The following is a 2911-nucleotide window of genomic DNA, read 5'->3' as shown; positions in this document are numbered from 1 at the left end:
TTCATTTTACTTTGTGTATTCTGCCTGTTCTGTCAGCCGACCCTTGCACAGCGCAGGGTGCGGCTGGCAGACTTGCCTCCTTTTGAGCGTGCAGTTATCGTAGTGAAATACTTTGAGGGTATGCACCGCTGGAAGAATTATCCGTATGTTGGCTATGGGCATCAGCTGCAACCAGGAGAGCACTTCACGGCGGATATGACGGAACAGCAGGCAGACTCCCTGCTCCGTGCCGACCTTTGGAAATGTTTTGAACACTTCAAGAGGTATGGTAAGGATGCCCTGCTACTCAGCCTACTTGCCTATAATGTGGGTGTGGGACGATTACTTGGTTATGGCAAGCATCCAAAGAGTAGGCTGTTACAAAAAATAGAAGCAGGAGACAGGAGCTTCTACTGGGAGTATGTTTTGTTCTGCCGATATAAGGGGAAAGTTTTGAATGGGTTAGTCAAACGTCGAAAGGTTGAGTTTGCGTTGTTCTTTATCATCTGACTATATTAGACCAAGAATTATTCCTATGATGTTGTTTCTATTTTGCTGAAAAATTGTAACTTTGTATTACGATTAAATAGGATAAGCAATGAATGAAGAAACAAAAAAGGTACTCTTCGTCTTATTGAATGAGTACACAGATTGGGAAGGTGCTTTTCTCTCTACAGCCCTTCATGTTGGCGTAATACCAGGTAGTGAAATCAAGTACAGAGTGCATACAGTTGCTCCGACATTAGATGCAGTCTGTTCCATTGGTGGATTCAAAACGTTGCCCGATTATTCTTTTGAGAATATGCCCAAAGACTATGCAGCCTTAGTCCTTATTGGTGGCAATCGATGGGATTCACCTGAAGCAGAACTTGTTGCGCCATTGGTACAAGAAGCATTGGATAAAGGTAAAATTGTAGGAGCGATATGCAACGGAGCATCGTTTCTGTGTGCTCATGGCTTCTTGAACAACGTAAAACATACGGGTAATGGTCTCGACCAACTTAAACAATGGGGTGGTGAAAGATACACGAACGAAACAGGATATGTGAACGCACAGGCTGTAAGTGATAAAAACATCGTTACAGCAAATATTACTGGTCACTTGGAGTTCACTCGTGAAATGCTCTTACTTCTGAAAGCCAATACTCCTAAAAAGATTGCAGATTGGTATGACTTTTATAAGAATGGATTTGTAAAACAGTAGTTATACTAACAAATAAAATTGATGCGTGGAGACAATGTACTCCACGCATCAATGTAAATATTTGAAAGTCACGCTCGTTCGTCCCCCTTATGGCTCTGCAATCTCTGGTCCCGATTGAGAGTGATTCTTAGCTGGCTTCTTAGTTTCCTTTTCAGGCGCAGTAACACGTTCGTAGCTCACGCCAGTAAGTGTAAAATACTTCTTTGAGGGAGTGAGGTGTACCACAGGTTTCGTAATATGAACCTTTGGGTTGAACTCCGCTTTTCCTTTCTCAACCAGTTTACTCTGGAAAGAAGGTGTAAGTGTCCCGATGTCTCCGAAGTCTACAATGTCTCCGTTCTCAACGTGCTTTTTTGCTATTTCAGCTGCAAGTCTGAGAACAGCCTCGACTTCTGCACCTGTGAATGTTGTAGCGTGTGCCACTTCATCACAGAAGCTACGATGATCAACTCTCTTTCGTCCTGTAGGATGTGCCTGCACAACGATTTTCCCTTTCAAATTTCCAACTGTTCCTTTACGCTCCTTTAGCGTATAAGCAATGGGTCTGTTCGCCATAGTCATTAGTATTGCCCCCGATTGTTAAGCCTTTGGAGGCTAGGGCTTTATCCTCCTCAACTTGTTAGTAGATTTATATCACAAAGGTAAGAAAATTCTTGACTATCTCCAAGAAAAGCACATACTTTTTTTGACAATTATGAACCCTTTTGCGCAAAAGGGTTCACCTAAACGAGTAAAACTATCTACCTATTATCAGAAAAAGGTCTACCTTTTCCGCCAAAAGGGTCTACCTTTTCAATTAAAAGGGTCTACCTTTTTTGCCGAAAAGGTAGACCCTTTTTGAAGAAAGTGGCAAACCTATTTTGAAGATTTGGATATGGTTAATTAATAACCCTAATAAGAATATGCGGTATTAACTTATCAAAGTCTGCTACACTATTTCCTGCATAATCTGACAAATAGAAATACTCATCGAGAACTGTCCAACTCTTAACTTAAAAAGGCAATTTATCAAATATCCTTTCCTCAGTACCGAGCCACATTACAGAGTTTGCCATATCTACAAATTTGAGTTCATCAACACGAAGGTCGGCTAAAGCTTTTTGGCCCTCAGGAGTATTGCGTGCTTTGATAAAATCGTCTTTGCTTTCATACCACAATTCACCCATAGCATCAAAGGTAAAAGGGAGAGTTTCTCGCTGTGTAGATGATTTTTCATCAGTGGGCTGGAAAGGAAAAGTCTTAGCATAATCCTTTATCAGTAAAACGTTTTTATAGTTTATTACTTTTTGAGAATGTGCTTCCCATAGTTTTATAAATTCTTCTGTGCTAAGATATGGGCTCTTGCGCACAAACATGGTAATCTTAAACATTTTCCTAATTTTTAATTAACCTTAATTCCGCAGCACAAAATCTTACAAGAAATCTAAGTGCCTGAGTAACAAAAAAGTTCTCAAGACACTTGACCATGTCAGATATTTCACCTATCTTGGTGCTGCTAAACTAACAAGCAAGCAAAAATCTGACATGACAAAGGTAGCAATAAAAAACGAGAATATCACTTCTTTCGGAGGAATTTATCTTATTATACGCGAGTTCGGGATAAGTTTAGCATGAAAAAATGTTCCTGCACGCTCTCCAATACGTGGACTTGGATTATGCCATCTGTAAAACAGATACCAAAGAGCTTGGATTTTAGTTCCTTGAAACGTTTTTCGTCTTCCATTGCCT

Annotated in this window: 4 protein-coding genes and 1 pseudogene; 2 read left to right on the top strand and 3 right to left on the bottom strand. The window is 40.4% G+C overall.

The genetic code is table 11. From position 1 onward, the window contains the following. Together HMPREF9969_RS09245 and HMPREF9969_RS09240 are read left to right on the top strand one after the other, a co-directional pair. Positions 1-489: glycoside hydrolase family protein (locus HMPREF9969_RS09245; RefSeq protein ID WP_083835317.1), on the top strand; the 489-nt coding region annotated here is incomplete at its 5' end. A gap of 88 nt (positions 490-577) precedes the next feature. Further along, positions 578-1183 carry a type 1 glutamine amidotransferase family protein gene (locus HMPREF9969_RS09240; protein ID WP_009435559.1) on the top strand — a complete coding sequence of 202 codons (606 nt, stop codon included), beginning with the start codon at positions 578-580 and terminating at the stop codon, positions 1181-1183. 87 nt (positions 1184-1270) lie between these two features. On the opposite strand, the gene HMPREF9969_RS09235 is transcribed toward HMPREF9969_RS09240, so the two are convergent. The 3 genes and pseudogenes from HMPREF9969_RS09235 to HMPREF9969_RS12625 all read right to left on the bottom strand — a co-directional run. Further along, positions 1271-1738 carry a histidinol phosphate phosphatase gene (locus tag HMPREF9969_RS09235; protein ID WP_156787973.1) on the bottom strand — a complete coding sequence of 156 codons (468 nt, stop codon included), beginning with the start codon at positions 1736-1738 and terminating at the stop codon, positions 1271-1273. 437 nt (positions 1739-2175) lie between these two features. Continuing rightward, the gene (locus tag HMPREF9969_RS09230; protein ID WP_009435560.1) at positions 2176-2553 is read right to left on the bottom strand and encodes an EthD domain-containing protein; all 378 of its coding nucleotides are present in this window, start codon (positions 2551-2553) and stop codon (positions 2176-2178) included. 248 nt (positions 2554-2801) lie between these two features. Continuing rightward, positions 2802-2911, bottom strand: a pseudogene (locus HMPREF9969_RS12625) (PcfJ-like protein); the annotation flags it as partial.

It is taken from the genome of Prevotella sp. oral taxon 306 str. F0472 (assembly GCF_000257925.1).
Lineage (GTDB): Bacteria > Bacteroidota > Bacteroidia > Bacteroidales > Bacteroidaceae > Prevotella > Prevotella vespertina.
Note: the sequence above shows the minus strand (reverse complement) of the source record. Positions and strands in the feature narration are given on the sequence as shown.

Excerpts from the sequence above, each read along its gene's own strand:
- HMPREF9969_RS09230 (WP_009435560.1), bottom strand. The coding sequence starts at position 2,553 with ATGTTTAAGATTACCATGTTTGTGCGCAAGAGCCCATATCTTAGCACA.
- HMPREF9969_RS09235 (WP_156787973.1), bottom strand. The coding sequence starts at position 1,738 with ATGGCGAACAGACCCATTGCTTATACGCTAAAGGAGCGTAAAGGAACA.
- HMPREF9969_RS09240 (WP_009435559.1), top strand. The coding sequence starts at position 578 with ATGAATGAAGAAACAAAAAAGGTACTCTTCGTCTTATTGAATGAGTAC.